Annotated in this window: 14 protein-coding genes and 1 pseudogene; 4 read left to right on the forward strand and 11 right to left on the reverse strand. The window is 51.9% G+C overall.

All coding sequences use genetic code 11. The features are described 5' to 3' along the window. The first annotated feature begins 229 nt into the window (after positions 1-229). The 4 genes from NT140_10245 (at position 230) to NT140_10260 (ending at position 5,550) form a co-directional block, all read left to right on the forward strand. Positions 230-1,591 carry a TolC family protein gene (locus NT140_10245; GenBank protein MCX5832246.1) on the forward strand — a complete coding sequence of 454 codons (1,362 nt, stop codon included), beginning with the start codon at positions 230-232 and terminating at the stop codon, positions 1,589-1,591. 72 nt (positions 1,592-1,663) lie between these two features. After that, positions 1,664-3,691: an HlyD family efflux transporter periplasmic adaptor subunit gene (locus tag NT140_10250; GenBank protein MCX5832247.1), complete on the forward strand. Its 2,028-nt coding sequence runs from the start codon at positions 1,664-1,666 to the stop codon at positions 3,689-3,691. 3 nt (positions 3,692-3,694) lie between these two features. Next, positions 3,695-4,360 carry an ABC transporter ATP-binding protein gene (locus NT140_10255; GenBank protein ID MCX5832248.1) on the forward strand — a complete coding sequence of 222 codons (666 nt, stop codon included), beginning with the start codon at positions 3,695-3,697 and terminating at the stop codon, positions 4,358-4,360. After that, positions 4,357-5,550: an ABC transporter permease gene (locus tag NT140_10260; protein MCX5832249.1), complete on the forward strand. Its 1,194-nt coding sequence runs from the start codon at positions 4,357-4,359 to the stop codon at positions 5,548-5,550. The genes NT140_10255 and NT140_10260 overlap by 4 nt, the downstream gene beginning before the upstream one ends. A 474-nt stretch (positions 5,551-6,024) precedes the next feature. On the opposite strand, the gene NT140_10265 is transcribed toward NT140_10260, so the two are convergent. From NT140_10265 to NT140_10315, 11 genes and pseudogenes are all read right to left on the reverse strand, one after another. After that, complete coding sequence (locus NT140_10265; protein MCX5832250.1) at positions 6,025-6,216, reverse strand: DUF2892 domain-containing protein; 192 nt, start codon at positions 6,214-6,216, stop codon at positions 6,025-6,027. Between the two features lie 185 nt (positions 6,217-6,401). Then, entirely contained in the window at positions 6,402-7,418 is a 1,017-nt protein-coding gene (locus tag NT140_10270; GenBank protein ID MCX5832251.1) for an alpha-hydroxy-acid oxidizing protein, read from the reverse strand. Positions 7,419-7,975: 557 nt separating this feature from the next. Beyond that, positions 7,976-8,164, reverse strand: a pseudogene (locus NT140_10275) (IS110 family transposase). Further along, positions 8,104-8,622 (reverse strand): FAD-binding protein, encoded by a 519-nt coding sequence (locus tag NT140_10280; protein MCX5832252.1) that lies wholly within the window; start codon positions 8,620-8,622, stop codon positions 8,104-8,106. The pseudogene NT140_10275 and the gene NT140_10280 overlap by 61 nt, the downstream one beginning before the upstream one ends. Next, complete coding sequence (locus NT140_10285; protein ID MCX5832253.1) at positions 8,619-8,900, reverse strand: FAD-binding oxidoreductase; 282 nt, start codon at positions 8,898-8,900, stop codon at positions 8,619-8,621. Before NT140_10285 ends, NT140_10280 begins: the two co-directional genes overlap by 4 nt. A gap of 81 nt (positions 8,901-8,981) precedes the next feature. Further along, a complete protein-coding gene (larA, locus tag NT140_10290; protein ID MCX5832254.1) occupies positions 8,982-10,265 on the reverse strand; it encodes a nickel-dependent lactate racemase in 1,284 nt (427 codons plus the stop codon). Beyond that, positions 10,262-11,170: a thiamine pyrophosphate-dependent enzyme gene (locus NT140_10295; protein ID MCX5832255.1), complete on the reverse strand. Its 909-nt coding sequence runs from the start codon at positions 11,168-11,170 to the stop codon at positions 10,262-10,264. The genes larA and NT140_10295 overlap by 4 nt, the downstream gene beginning before the upstream one ends. Before the next feature lies 1 nt (position 11,171). Further along, positions 11,172-12,326 carry a pyruvate ferredoxin oxidoreductase gene (gene porA, locus NT140_10300; GenBank protein MCX5832256.1) on the reverse strand — a complete coding sequence of 385 codons (1,155 nt, stop codon included), beginning with the start codon at positions 12,324-12,326 and terminating at the stop codon, positions 11,172-11,174. Next, positions 12,323-14,068, reverse strand: coding sequence for an FAD-dependent oxidoreductase (locus NT140_10305; GenBank protein ID MCX5832257.1), 1,746 nt, complete (start codon positions 14,066-14,068; stop codon positions 12,323-12,325). Before NT140_10305 ends, porA begins: the two co-directional genes overlap by 4 nt. Beyond that, positions 14,065-14,616 carry a 2-oxoacid:acceptor oxidoreductase family protein gene (locus NT140_10310; GenBank protein MCX5832258.1) on the reverse strand — a complete coding sequence of 184 codons (552 nt, stop codon included), beginning with the start codon at positions 14,614-14,616 and terminating at the stop codon, positions 14,065-14,067. The genes NT140_10305 and NT140_10310 overlap by 4 nt, the downstream gene beginning before the upstream one ends. Before the next feature lie 519 nt (positions 14,617-15,135). Then, positions 15,136-15,243: a hypothetical protein gene (locus tag NT140_10315; GenBank protein ID MCX5832259.1), complete on the reverse strand. Its 108-nt coding sequence runs from the start codon at positions 15,241-15,243 to the stop codon at positions 15,136-15,138. Positions 15,244-15,266 lie beyond the last annotated feature (23 nt).

The following is a 15,266-nucleotide window of genomic DNA, read 5'->3' on the forward strand; positions in this document are numbered from 1 at the left end:
ACTTTACGAAGGCCGACCGCCTCTTGAGGTTTGTTTTCAGTAGAAAAGAAGGTGGGACTTCCCTGTTGCCACCTTCTTTTCTTTTTATTGCCATCTTTTCTACGTTATCATCATATGCTTTCATCTATAAGTCCAAGTCGCAATGACGTGACGGAGCATAGGGAAACAAAGGTTGCAGCGGCACTTTTGTTCGGAGTTTGTTTCTTTTTAACTCTCTTGCCCCCTGTATATGCGTGGGATAAATCAACTGCTTTCAAGGAGACTCCGCCGGGCACAGAAATTCGATCTCAAGGTGGCCGAATACAAGTTTATTCCTAAGGTGATGCTCGATTCGACAGCACAGAGAAACTCTTCATCGGTAACGGGTGATGACCCTCGCCTTACCACGGGGTCCTTCGTATCAGACAATGCAACTTTCTCCGCCACAGTGACCCAGCAACTGCCTACCGGGGGACGTCTGGACCTAACGGCGGCTCATTATTTAGACAGCGCACATACAACCGGATTGCAGCGTGCAGATTCATACGGTCTCTTCCTGACGCAGCCGCTCCTGAAAGGAGGCGGAATGGAAGTGGGAACTGCCTCAATAAAGAACGCACGGTTTACTGACAGTGTGAACCAATTATACTTAAAAACAACGCTTATGGACACGGTTAGTTCGGTCATTTATGCCTATTGGTACTTCCTGCAAACGGTAAAGCAGATCGAAATCAGCAGGCAATCCCTGGAAAGAGCCAAAGAAAGCATGGCCGTGACGCGGGAACTCATTACCGCGGGCCGGATGTCGGAGATGGAGATAGTTCAGAATGAGGCAGACATAGCCAATAGGGAGATAAGCCTTCTCTCTTCAGAAAATAATGCCGATGCCGCACGGATAGCACTGCTGAAGCTTTTTGACCTGGGAAGGAACACCCCACTTGTCCCCACGGAGCCGCTTACCGTGGAATCCGCCCTCCCCACCTACGAAGAGTGCCGTCAACAGGCTTTTGTCAACCGGACCGATTACCTTATCGCCGCCCTCAATGTGGATATTGCCAAGACAAACGTCACTGTAGCACAGAATAACAGGCTGTGGGATTTGTCGCTCATCGGCGGTGTGGAGAAGAGTCCGGTGACTGCCTGGGAACAGCCGCGATTCGAAGGGACCACCGACAATTGGAATACCGGCATTCGCCTGTCCATACCATTGGGGGACTTGACCCCTCAACAAGGCTACGTTGCCGCAAAGGTCGGTCTTGACAAAGCTGAGGTGGCCTTTGCCAAGGTGAAGGATACCGTGGAACTCGAACTTAGAGATACCCTGAGGGAGGCAGAAATGAAACTGAGGCAAGTGAAGCTGGCACAGGAGTCACGCAAACTTTACGAGCGAAAGCTGGACGTGGAAAAGGAGAAACTCCGGGCAGGACGCTCGACAAACTTTCAAGTAGTGTCTTCCCAAAACGACCTCTTTTTTGCCCGGAATTATGAACTCACCTCGATCATCAGCTATGTTACCGCACGCACCGCTCTGGACAGGGTTTTGGGCGTCACCCTTGAAAAGTGGGGAATAAAGGTAGCCGATCGTTCGGGAGATGAGAAATATTATAAATAGTGTGGTAGAATTTACAGAAGCCCTTACGGCAAGTTAAAGACGGACCCATTTCCCGGGTCGGAAGGCAATAAGATGACATCGCCTTTTTCCTCCCCTGCGGACGGCAAGATTCAAAAACTGGAGCAGATCGCCAGGATTGGCGTTGCCCTTTCTGCGGAAAAAGACAACGCACGGCTCCTGGAAATGATTATCGATGCAGCCAGAGCCATAGCCAATGCCGATGCCGGGACGCTTTATATTTTGGATAGTGACGCAAAGAACCTCCGTTTCGAGGTTATTCAAAATGATACCCTGAAGATCAGGATCAACGGCAGCGATAAATCCGGCAGCAACCTGCCTCCTCCAGTGCCTCTCTACTTGGAAGATCAGCCCAACATGGACAATGTTTCTTCCTATGCAGCCCTCACAGGTTCTCCGGTGAAAATTCCCGATGTTTATTGCGCCGAGGACTTCAATTTTTCTGGGCCTAAAAGCTACGACGCTCTCACCGGCTATCGAACCCAGTCCATGCTAGTCATCCCCATGACTAATCACGATAACAAAGTAATCGGGGTTGTACAGCTTATCAATGCCAAAGATCCGGCCACCTCCGCGGTAGTGTCCTTTTCGGAGGAACAGGCGGGCTATATTTCATCCTTGGCGTCCCAGGCGGCTGTGGCCCTGTCCAATACCCAATATATTCAGCAGCTCGTGACCAACATTGATGAGATCCGTTTGCTTCAGGAGTCGGATAGGGAATTGAGCCACAAGCTCCGCGATGCCTATCTCAAAACGGAGGAATCCAACAGAGAACTCCAAGCCGCCCTTAAGAAGGTCCAACTGATCCGTATTGCCGCAACGGGACTCATCTTGCTGCTTTTCATCGTTCTGGGCTTTTTTTTGTGGAACAGGTCACTCCTCCCCGAAAGAAAAAAGGTTCCGGCCATGGCGGAGCAGCGGGAGACCGCTGGTCGTATCTTCCGGGTCCAACCGGGAAAGGTCACCTCCGCCATCTACCTGACGGGAACCCTTGAGCCGCTGAGTGTGGTTAATCTTACCTCCTCCCTCAACGGGAAAGTGGAAGATATTTTTTTCCGTTATGGAGAGATCGTCTCTGCAGGCCAGGTATTGCTTAAGCTCGTCACATCCCAGGTAGAGGTTAGTGTTCGCGAGGCCAAGGCCGTCTACATTAAGGCGCTGGAACGCTTTAACCAAGTTGAAAAATGGGAAGAGAGTGAAGAAGTAACACGTGCGCGCCGCTCCCTTTCCAAAACTAAACTTACCTTGGATTCTCAGAAGCAGACGATGGATGAGACGGAACGGCTCTTTAAAAAGGGGCTGGTAGCCTCCAGCGAGTTTGAGTGGGCAAAGCAGCAGTACCAAGGTCAGTTGTTGGATTATCAGAACGTCCAGGATGAGTATAAGGCAACGCTAGCCAAAGGAACCGGCGAAAATAAGCAGATCATCCGTTTTGAGATGGAAAACGCCCGTACACGTCTGAGGGATTTGGAGCAACAGTTGGCGGCTTCCACGGTGAAGGCACCGATGCCGGGGGTCATCATGCTGCCGGGATCCGCCCTTGAGGCACGAGATGCCCCGCGCTTGGAGAAAGGGAGCATCTTACAAGAAGGAGGCATCGTCCTTTCCATAGGTGACTTATCGGGCTTTTCGGTCAAGGCGAAGGTCGACGAAGTGGATATCACAAAAATCAAGGTGGGCCAGAAGGTCAACGTCACGGGCGATGCCTTCCCCGACGTAACCCTTCACGGTAAAATTCGCAATATTTCTTCCCAGGGCAATGTTGCTCAGGGGACCGGCGTTCCTTCCTTCGAACTGAAAGTGATTATCGATGAAATACCTCCCGCCATTAAAAAAATCATCTACATAGGTATGTCGGCAAACATGGAGGTGCTGACCTACGAGCGGGCCGATGCTTTGACGGTGCCGGTGGTAGCGGTGGGTACCGAGGGTGATAGACCTTTTGTTCGCCGCCTGAATAAGGACGAGAAGGGCAATCAAGCGGTGGAGAAGGTGGGGGTCCAAACCGGTTACACCACCTATGACCAGGTAGAAATCCTGGACGGACTCCATGCCGGGGACGAAGTTCTGGTGGGTCAATGAGGTATGATTAAGCTGAACAGTATAAGGAAAAGCTATTGCGTGGGCTCCACGGAAATTGAGGTGCTTAAGGGCGTGGACCTGGACGTGGCGGACGGAGACTTTCTCGTTTTAACGGGGGGGTCAGGATGTGGAAAAACTACGCTGATGAATATCATCGGTCTTCTCGACAAGCCGACCGCGGGCGACTACGTTATCGGGGCAGAGAAGGTCACCTATGAAGACGACGATACCCTCTCCGAACTCAGAAACAGAAAGATAGGCTTTGTTTTCCAGCATTACAATCTCCTTCCACGACTTACCGTCTTGGAGAATATCGGTATACCTCTTCGCTACAGGGGTATCGCAAAGGAGGGGGTTCAGTGCCGTGCTTGGGAACTTCTGAAAAAAGTGGGACTGGAGGAGATTGCCTACAGAAGACCTTCCGAACTATCCGGTGGACAGCAGCAGAGGGTGTCTCTGGCCCGCGCGCTGGTGGGCACCCCTGACCTCCTCCTGGCGGACGAACCGACAGGTGCTCTGGATGCCCTGGCAGAAAATCTCGTTCTAGACCTCTTTTCGACCTTACACGATGAAGGTCTTACAATTGTCCTTATAACCCACAGCCCCGTCGTAGCGGAGAGAAGTAAACGTCACATGATACTGCGGGATGGAGTGATTACGGAACCATGATAGGCGCTGACCTTACCGAAGTGCTGCGAAACTTGTGGGTGTCGAAACAGAGAACGCTCATAGTACTTACCGGCATTGTTGTGGGTATCGGTGCCGTCATTGCGATGATTTCTTTAGGGGTCATGGCTCAGGATGAGGCCCGCAGACAGTTCGCCAATGTCGGCACCGATATCGTCACAATTCGCAATGACCCATCCGGCGTGGCCCAGGGCAGCAGGCCAAACTTTTCTCGTCAGCTCAAGGAGCTTTTGGACATTCCTGTTTTTTGTCCAACGGTAGGCACTGTGGCACCTTCTGTGAGTCCATTGGTTGATGTATCCTACGGAGGGAAGAAAATGAGCGGTGCGTTTGCTCTCGGTATCACCAATGCCTTCCTCAGCCTCCAGCAACTCAGAATACAGGAGGGAAGATTTCTGACCAATATAGATGAGAAGAGTCATTTCTGTGTAGTGGGGGAGGGAGTAGCCAAAAAAATGATGCAAATCAGAAGGCAAGGGCTTCTGGGCGAGAGGATAAGGGTAGGAACCGGCATTTGCTCTGTAGCAGGTGTTGTGGCACCGGCGCAGAAAGGCTTCATGCGGGACATAGATGTCAACATGGCGGTATATATCCCCTTTGTAACTGCCCAGAGGATGACGGGTGATGTTCTGACGGCTACCACTACCGCTCAAGTAAAACAGGGCATCGACAACAATGTGGCCATGGAACAGATAGGAGATTACTTCGGCAAGCATACCCGGGTGAAGAGTTATAAAATCACCAGCCCGGAGGAAATGGTGGCTCAGATGGAACGCCAAATGCGCCTCTATACGCTGCTTCTCAGCGCCGTGGGGAGCATCGCTCTCATCATGGGAGGTGTCGGAATTATGAACGTAATGATCTCTTCAGTCATGGAAAGAAGACGCGAGATCGGCATAAGGCGGGCACTGGGAGCGAAGAGAAGGGATATCAGAAACCAGTTTCTCTTGGAAGCGTTCATCCTCTCTCTCATCGGCGGCATTTTTGGCATCTTGCTTGGCGAAGGCGCCTCATTTATAATTGCTCACTTTACCGGCTGGCACTTCGTCTTTTCTCCACTCGCCCTCGTGGGTGGATTGGGGATTTCCATATCTCTTGGTCTCGTTTTCGGTCTTTACCCCGCCCATCAGGCTTCCAAGCTTGATCCCATCCTTACTCTCCATAAAGAGTAAGATATTCTCCCGGGACGCAATACAGTGAAATTCACCCAAAGTGATGAGCAATACTGATTCACTTGGATACCGAATATAGGAGACTGTTATTGACAGGGCAGATGCTTATACGCGAAAATAAAAGTTTTCGCCGGTTTATGTTGGTTTCAAACACTGATTTCCAAATGAAAGGTTGCATTGAGTAGAGAAATCAGAAAAGCAAGATTTCAGGAAGACTCAAATACCCCTGATCATCGGAAAAAAGCAACCCGGATGATGCCACATTTCATACCGTTATCAGTAAGTTGCTCCTAAAACAGAAAAAGGGGAGGCAGATTTTTTCTGATTTTTCGACCTTCACTTGCCCCCGAAATTCCACCCGTCGTGCAATTTTCTTTTCTATCACATCCACAAATTGTGTGTGAACTACCGGTCAACTGTCCCCTTTTCTACATCCTTAACCTATGTTAACCTCCAGACAATACATAGCTGCTCTTATTCTTTTTTATCTCCGCAGGTAGAAAATCCAAAAGGCAGATATACTGGACACCATCTAATAAAACCGGTCACAATAAGAACAACGCCAACAGCGCCCCACCAGCTTTGGAAATAGACACCCACCAGGATAATAATGACCCCCAATATGATCCTAAACATTTTATCGGTCTTACCAACGTTGCATTTCATAAGTATTCCCCCCTTTCAATGGTTCTATGATACCTCCATATTTCCGGACGCTCTATTCAGCCTCCCATATTGGCTCTTCTTGTGGGACCCTTTTCTCTTACAATTCTGATCCACGACGTATGAACAATTTCTCCCAGAGTTCCTCCTTTCTCAGGCAGTATTCCGAGTCGCTTTTGATAGTCTCGTTACCTCCAGAATACATCCTCTCTGATTTTGTTTACGTTGGTACATCCGGTAAAGATCATGGCCACCTTCAGCTCGTCCCGCATCTGTTCCAAGGTCAGCCGCACACCATCGGCGCCAGCACCAAAGGCACCAATGGTTAGCGGTCTGCCTACGAGGACGGCATGTGCACCGAGGGCCAGCATCTTGAGCACATCCACTCCCCTACGTACACCTCCATCGACCAGTACTACCATGTCGCGGCGCACAGCCTGTGCTATCTGAGGCAAAACCTCGGCAGTACCGGGGGTGTGGTCCAGCACCCGCCCACCATGGTTAGAGACTACAATGGCAGCAGCCCCTGCCTCCCGCGCAGCAAAGGCGTCCTCCACGCACATAATGCCCTTCAGAATCAGCGGCAAGGTCGTGCTTTGCACTAATTCCTTCAGTTGCGATACCGTCTTTGGCTCTACCGGCTGACCAGCCGCCCGCATGGGCACAATGCCAGCGGCGTCCACATCTACCCCCACAGCGACACAACCTGCAGCCTCAGCCTCGCGGAAATGGGCGATAATGCTGGCCTGGTCACGCGGTTTGGTAATGGGAATGCCTACCCCTTCGTTCGCACGGATGACACGCAAACCCGTGGCATAGATGAGGGGATCAGGCGCGTCCCCTGTCATAGCCAGCGTTCCTGCCTGCCGAGCACCGGTGACAAAGGCCGTAGCCAACTCCTCTTCACTGATGATTTCTTGAAAATTCATTTTGGCGCCTGCCACTGCCGCCCCCAGTATCGGCATAGAGAGCTTTTGTCCCAGGAGAGTCAGCGCCGTCTCGGGATCGCTGGCCGCGTGGACTATGCGCATTTTGACGCGCAGAGCGGCAAGGGCATTGTAGTTATTGATGAACGATGCGCCACTTTCGGCACCCCCAATGCCGGGAAATTCACCGGCACAGGCCACGCCGTTGCACTCGCGGCACACACGGCAAATACCGTTAAAACGTTTCTTAGCTTCTTGACGTATTTCCTTCAGGTTCATTTCCTGCGCGCCTCTTTTCACGACCAATATTTTTTATCTTTAACAGGTTGGATTAATGGCAGAAATTTGTCATGCTTTGTTTCAGCTTGTCTGCACATTATCCGAACAGGAAACAGGCTGTCAAGTATTTCCAGCTTTCATCCCGTAATTTACGCCGATGGTCAAAGCCCCCACCTTTCGATTGGTTATCAATGGGGCTGAGCTTGATAAAATATCAATGAAGCCACGCATCTAACACCTGATATGGTTGTTAGTTGTCAACAAAAAAGTCCTCTCCCTGGTGCTTTAACAAGCGGTTATGCATTGTCCTATTTCCAGAGCATAAGCAGAGGCGGAACCTGATAAGCGACGTTTGATCATCCTGATATACGCGGGTTGGATACCGCCAGACCTTTCTTCATCGCGGAGCTGCCTCTGTCTACAAGCAGGAATTCGGCAAGCCTTATCCCATAGGTGTTACGAGGATTCTCCTCACGTGGTTGCGCCCCTGCTTATGCCTTGGATTTTGTTAATAAGCCATCATACCTCCATTGCAACGGATTGTTATTTGGAAGCTGTTAACCCAACACTGGTACTTCTTTTGCTATTGCCCACATGAAGGCAGACAGTTCTCTTGCTATTGCCGTCACGGCATTGTTGCGGTTCTTCCCTCTCGCCACGAGCCGTCTGAATCGGCCACAGAGCCTTACCTGACATTTCCAGGAAATATCCCGTATAACTTGCTGCAATCCTTCCTGGCGTAGCAGGAGATGACGGCCTCCAGTACTCTGGAGACATTCTCGCCTGCAACGGCCACATCGTCATACACGGCCATGATTGTCTTCCTTGCCGGTGGCGTTAACCTCAGCTTCAAATTGGCCCTTGTCACCACGCCGAGTGTTCCCTCAGAACTAATGATGATGTGGAGAAGGTCATAACCAATGACATTGTTCAAGGTCTTGCCACCAAGATTTACAATTTCACCAGTGGGAAGAACCACTTCCATTCCCAAAACGTATTGTTTTGTCACACCGTATTTCAGACAAGAAGGACCACCGGCATTTTCAGCAATGATGCCTCCGATTGTAGCACCATAAAAACTTTGGGGATCTGGAGAAAAACAAAGCCCTTCTTTCGCCAGTTCGAGAATAAAATCCTGTAGCACAACACCGGCTTCCACCGTCGCCATTAGATTCTCTTTATCGATTCTTGCTATTTTGTTCATTTTGGAGAGACAGAGAACGATACCACCATTATGGGGATCGAACCCCCGCTCACATTCGTACCGCCACCTCTCGGAGTTACAGGTATTTTTTCTCTATTTGCTAATTTCATGACCTCGGAGACTTCTTTCGTATTCTTAGGAAATAGAACCAAATCAGGCTGATGGACCCAGGTTGTCGTTCCATCATAGGAATATGCCTTTAAGTCTTCCGGTGATACGAGAATATTTTCTCTGCCAACGATCTTTTTAACGTCGGCTACTGTCGATTCCTTTATCATAGAAGGCCTTTCATGACATGATCACTAAGGCTCAATCGATCATTGTGAAGTCGGCACCGCGAGTGTCTGGTGGCATCTCTTTTATGCGATGTCAGGAATACTCGCGCCCCCCGACGGAAAAATCGCCACATCGGCCGTAGGCATTTTCGCAAAGGTTGCTGAAACTGCTTCATCGAGGCTCGAAGCATAGGTGAAATTCATCATATCCACTTGTTCTTTCGTCAGGGCCTCAGGTACGTGGATGACGGTAAACTTTTCGGACAATTCCTTGAAAATAACCACCATCATGATAAAGGAGATACCAAAGTTCTTGAGATGATCCGGTATGTCGCCCCGAAGCAGCCTGCGATGATACTCGTTTGCAGTCTCCTTGGTGGCCATCTGCTCCACGAGGGGCATGATGGGCCCTGCATTCTTCTGGGAGGCAACCCAGATGATGGTACCTCCCGTCCGCACTGCAAAGCTGGCATTCAGGAGCGCTTTCATGGCGTTCACGCCGATTTCCAGCGGCGCAGCAGACGTAATCACCACGTCGGGACGCTTAGGTAAAGAGATCATGTAGAGGGAGGCAGCGTATTCCGATGCCTTTCGATGTTCTTCAACGGGGTCTCCGGCAAAGGCCCGAATGACCTGATGCTTTTCGTTCATAATGAAATCGAGCTTAAAGGCGAGCCTACTCATACGGCCCACTTCCGCAAGGTCCTCGTAAAAGGGGTTTCCCTGGAGGAGGTTCAACTTGCTGTTTCTGTGGCGCATCCACGTATAATGATGTTCGGCCACCGCCCGGTAGGACGAGACTCCGGGCATGATGATCTTGCATCCCCCACCGAATCCGGAATAGGGGTGGGGCATGCACTCCCCGATTCCGAGGATCAGATCAGCCTGGGCTACAAGCTTGTTTAACTCGACAGTGGTTCCCCTGTTGGTCCTGCCCACGAGGATATTATCGTCGGAACGGGGATCATGGTTGAAAACACGGCCCTGGAGACGCCGGATAACCTCTTTACCCACCTTTTTCTCCAACTGTTCCGGGGAAAGCGCCGGGTGGGTGCCTAAGGCACAGACGCCGCTTATCCGTTCGTCGGGGATACCGGCCCTGTTGAGACGGTCGAGAATGGGCGGGAAGACGAGGTAGGCAGGCGTGGTTCGCTGAACATCATCGAAGAGCACCACCACATCCATCCCCGGCTTGGCGAGTTCTTCGACACGCAAAGACCCTATCGGGTTATCAAGGGCACGGCCGATCTCCTTTTCAACATCATCCACTACCGGTGTTGCTGAACAATCCTGGCAGGTGAGTACATTCCAGGCCGGCGGCAGGGAAAATTCCAGTTTTCCCCCTTCATAATTCAGATAATAGCTCATATGATCCCCGTTTCATTTACGTGTGAAGGTTGACAGGCTGTAGTAGTGCGCCGGGAAAGGCCCTCCCATTCCTCATCGGTCTCCGCTTGCATTTGGTTTATCTCGGTAGCGCCGAGGTGGCGATATCTCCCCTGGGACTTCAGGTATTCTTCCACGGGCAGACCCAGAGGGTCATAGGTAATAAAGTATTTCCTACCGTCAAAGACTTCATAGAGCGGGAAGATCTTCGTCTCCACCGCCAACATGGCGGCAGTTGCGGTCAGGTTTTCCGCCATCCTCCAGCCCGTGGCGCAGGGTGTAAGAATGTGGATGAATTTGGTCCCCCCCATGCTTCTTGCCTTCTGCACTTTCTCCATCAAGTCCTGCGGATACCCTATGGAGGCTGTGGCGGCGTAAGGGATGCGGTGGGCCGCCATGATCTCCATGATGTTCTTCTTCCTGGCAGTACGGCCCTTGGGCGTTGTAATCGTCCAGGCGCTCCGCGGGGTGGCGGAACTTGCCTGGATGCCCGTGTTCATGTAGGCTTCATTGTCCAGACAGACGTAAATGTAGTCTTCGTTCCGGTCCGCCGTGCCGGAAAGGGACTGTAATCCTATATCGAAGGTCCCCCCGTCGCCTGCAAAGGCGACTACGGCGATATCGTTCCTGCCCCTTATTTTCAGGGCATAGGATAACCCGGCTGCTGTTGGCGCTGCTGTTTCGAAGGTGCCGTGGAATGCGGGAACCTCAAGGGAGCTGTGGGGATGGGTAGCGGCAATAACGGAGGAGCAGGATGGAATGATAACGGCCAATGTCTTGGGCCCGAGGGCGCAGAGCACGAGCCTCATGGCTATCACCACCCCGCATCCGGGACAGGCCATGTGTCCTGATCTCATCTGGTCTTCAACGATATTCTGTGTGTCCATGCTAATTACCCCTCACCCATACGGGTAGATCGTCGGGTGCCTCTTTGTTTAATACCTCCAGGCAGATGCCCTCGAGGATTTCGGGAGAGACATCTACTCCGTCGAGTCCCGCAATATATCCGTAGATCTGTGGCCGGGCTGTGGAGTTGGCCATGGCCGACTTCAATTCCTGGCAAAAGATACCTCCCTTTCCGAGAGATATGTTCCGATCGATGACAACGACCTTCGCCGCATTCTGCAAAGCATCCCGGACCTCTTTCCACGGGAAGGGCCTGAAAGTTTTGATTTTCAGGAGCCCCACTTTAAACCCCTTCGTTCTCAGATTATCGATTGCCATACGGGCTGTGCTTGTCATGGAGCCGCTCGTCACAAGGACAAGCCGGGCATCGTCGGTCTGTATTGCCTCCACCATCCCGTATCCTCTCCCAAATTGCACCTTGTACTCCTCATCCACCTCCCTGATGACCTCCTTGGCATTCTCCATGTCATGAAAAGCTGTCTCCCTAAAGGGGAAAAACTGGGTTCCCGCCGTGACCACATTGGAGACAAAGGCGGGGTTGTCGAGGTTGAAGCGCTCGGGAAGCGAAGGCGGCGGTAGGAAGAGATCCACTTGGTCCTGATCGGGCAGGTCCATGGGTTCGATGAAATGGGAATTAAAGAAGGCGTCTATGATGACCATGGAGGGCAAAAGCATCGCCTCGGAGATCCGGTACGCCTGGATGACCGTGTCGAAGGCCTCCTGGTTGTCCTCGCAGTAGAACTGCATCCATCCCGTATCCCGCTGAGAGAGGGTATCGGTCTGATCACACCCGAAAGACCAGGGCGCGGCCAGGACCCTGTTCACGCAGCCCATTACCACGGGAACCCTGTTGCCCGAGGCAAAGTGAAGCATCTCATGCATAAGCGCGATGCCCTGCGATGAGGTGGCGGTGAAGACCCGCAACCCGGCAATGGAGGCGGCAACGCACATGGCCATTGCCGAATGCTCCGACTCCACCCGCACCATGGTTCCCGGCAACGCTCCCTGGGACTCCATCTCGGAGAGTCTTTCGTAAATCGGGGTCTGGGGTGTGATAGGGTAGGCCGGAATAAGCTGGGCTTTCGCCATTCTCACCGCTTCAGCGATGGCATAGTTCCCCGACAGGAGATCTCTCATAGTCTGTCCTCCACTTCTATCACGTGACGGGGGCATACGGTGGCGCAGATGCTGCACCCCTTGCAGTAGTCCGTCTTCACGCTGTATATTCTGTCTCCTTCTTTTACGATGGAAATATCGGGGCAGAGGTAAAAGCACAGGTCGCATCCGATGCAGGACCCGCAATAGAAACATCTCTTCGCCTCGTCGATTGCCGCTTGCCTGTCGAGCCCCTCATTGACTTCACGAAAGTTGCCCTTCCGCGTTTCAGGAGGAGATTTCGCCTGAACATTCGGTTTTGCCTTCCTATAGAGCAACGTGTTCAAATCAGCAAACTCCACGACCCTCTTGAGGTCAATTGTGCCGTCCTTCATATAGGCGCCCATAGAGAGAGATGACCCCTGTCCCAGGGTCAAGGCCTGCATAATCTTTTCCGCATCGTACCCGTTCGCCTTCAGATGGATGGAAAGGGCAGCCCGTTTTCCCGACAGGATGGCATCCACTACGGCAGGTCTCTGCCTGATGACGTCGCCGCCCGCGTAAACACCGGGCGACGGGGTCATACCCAGGTTATCGACAATGACTTTTGAAGAGTCTTTGTCCACTATTTCCGGAAGGAAATGGCCCGCATCAGGGATCTGACCGATTGCGACAATTACAAGGTCGGCATCGATGACAAAGTCGTCGCCCTCGCCCTGTGAGAGCGTGTACCTTCCGGTGGCGGGATCCTTTTCGACTCTTGTTTTCGCGAGCCTCACCTGCTCCAAGCGCTCCTTGCCCAGAAACTCCTTTGGCCGGTATTCACCTATGATCCTGATCCCTTCTTCATGCGCCTCTCCAATTCCTTCGGAGATTGCAGGGAAATCGTCTTCCTTTTCCGGGGCGATCATGGTGATCATTGCTTCGGGGCTGCAGAAACGGCGTGCCGTTCTCGCCACGTCCACGGCCACGTCTCCCCCGCCGATGATGACGATGTTCTTCTTGCCCCGGCAAAGATCCTTCTTCCCTTCATGGGAGAGAAAGTCAAGGCCGTACAGGACCGGTCCGCCTTCTTCGGAGGCTGTCCCGAGCTTCTGGGGCAGCCAGGCCCCGGTACCGAGGAAAATGTAGTCGAATTGATTCTGTAAATCGATGAGCCCGTCCCTGTCAATCCTTACGTCGGTCTTCATGGCTATGCCGAGGGCCAGCATACGGTCGATCTCTCTCGACAAAACATCTTTGGGGAGCCGGTATTCGGGGATGCCGTGCCTGAGCACTCCTCCCGCCTCCCGCCTCGATTCGAAAATCGTAACCTTGTGGCCGAAGAGCCTTAAGAAATAGGCGGCCGAAAGCCCGGCAGGACCCGATCCGATGACGGCTATGGTGGTTCTCCTGTCTTCGGGGTTGCTGCTAATCGGGGGGATTGCTTTGCCCAGATCGGCAATGGCTCGTTCCAGTGCCCTGATTTCTACGGTCTCATCGAACTGATTCCTGTTGCACTTCGTTTGGCAGGGATGGTAGCAGACCCTGCCACAGACTCCAGGCAGCGGGTTTTCCTGGAGAAGGGAAGCCAGGGCACTGTCAAAATCCCCCTTTGCAGCGTAGGAGAGCATGGCCGGGATGTTGTTTCCCGCAGGACAGGCCTCGCGACAAGGAGAGGATTTCTCGCGATAGGAAGGTTTTCTCGGGCTCCATTGCCCTGTTTTAAAGGCCTCCGTGCTTACTCGTGATATTGGTATGATGGCGTCCACATTTCCCACCCTGGGGCTGATCTGTCTGGTCATGATGCCTTTCCCTCCGGCATAACAGTCATATTATACCCTTCAAAGGCCGATTTGATGTTTTCCTCTATTTTTCCGGGCACGGAAACCCTGATGGCTTCCTGAAGAACGTCTACGGGGATGTCCCCTGCAACCCTGCAATAGGAGCCAAGCATGGTCGTATTGATCGCGGTGCCGACACCCTCTCTCTGCGCTATGGCCGAGGCATGCACGACCGCCACGGGCAATTCCCTAAAACCGAAGTGATCCCGATCGAAAGGAGTGTTGATGAGGACAAAGCCACCGGGTCTTAAGGTTCCTTCGATTTCAGCCTCGTCAATCAGGTCAGGGGCAAAATATATGAGGTGATCAGGTTTCTTGATGTCGCATTTCAGGTATATCTTCTTGTCGTCAACGCGCAGGAAACTCGTTACCGGCGCGCCTCTGCGCTCCCCGCCGAAGAGCGCGTAGCATTGTGGGTATCTGCCCATGAGGAAGTAGGCCCGTGCCAGTATTTGGGCGGCAATTACGATGCCTTGTCCACCCCTGCCGCAAAACTTTATCTCCACCATATTTATCCGACTCTTTGCGCCTTAAGATTTGTTCGCTTCCTACTTCATCATGTAACCGGGAAGCCACGTTGCCAGTTGGGGAAAGAGAAAGAGCAGTACAATACACATGACTAGACTGAGAAGAAAGGGCATGACGCCCCGGTAAATGACACTGAATATAATTATGTCAAGTTATTCATGATATACTCATCTTTCAGGCCAGATTGTTGATTTCCATTTGGAATGTAGTAGGATCGTGGGAAATGAGAAAATCAACAGTTCAGGAATGAGCCCTTGCCCCCGATCATCTCCCGAAAATGCCACATTTCGCCCGCAACTCATCAATATACCTTGATCAAAAAAATAGCTACTTGTATTTGCTATCTAGGGATTGCTATCAATGATGATTGATATGTTCTGGTCTTGCGACAACCCCCAACTAATATTACCCAATAGTAGTAACAGTCATTAAGGATTCCCAATCCGAAGTGTGTAATACAGAATCCAGCCCCAGAACCTCCATATTTTTTTATTAACGGGTTACGGATGCTCGATGAGATGTATGAACTCCTCCTTCTTGACCTCGTCAACGATCCATGAGCAAGCTTCGAAGCAGCGGTCACGGGTCTTGCCGGAGACGATGGCCAGGAGGACCGAATCGCAAGCGCCGA

This window comes from Deltaproteobacteria bacterium (assembly GCA_026388415.1).
Lineage (GTDB): Bacteria > Desulfobacterota > Syntrophia > Syntrophales > JACQWR01 > JAPLJV01.